General features: G+C 61.8%; 1 protein-coding gene. It reads right to left on the bottom strand.

The window, feature by feature from the left end:
- Positions 1-238, bottom strand: a 238-nt coding sequence (locus tag SB822_RS60770; RefSeq protein WP_410859608.1) for a penicillin-binding transpeptidase domain-containing protein, incomplete at both ends; no start/stop codon positions are given.

Raw genomic sequence — 238 nt, 5'->3', positions numbered from 1 at the left:
GATCAGATACGGGTTGATCCGATAGCCGCCGTTGGCGAACACCGAATACGCGCCCGCCGATTGCAACGGCGTGACGAGCCCCGCGCCGAGCGCCATCGGCAGATACGGCGGGGTCTTGTCGGCATCGAAACCGAAACGCTGCGTGACGAAGTCTTGCGCGTACTTCGTGCCGATATACGACAGGATGCGGATCGACACCAGGTTCTTCGACTTCTGCAACGCGAGACGCAGCGGCATC

Origin of the sequence: Paraburkholderia sp. SIMBA_054, assembly GCF_046534875.1 — a bacterium.
In the GTDB taxonomy this organism is placed as follows: Bacteria; Pseudomonadota; Gammaproteobacteria; order Burkholderiales; family Burkholderiaceae; genus Paraburkholderia; species Paraburkholderia hospita.
This window is presented reverse-complemented; position numbering and strand designations above follow the sequence as displayed.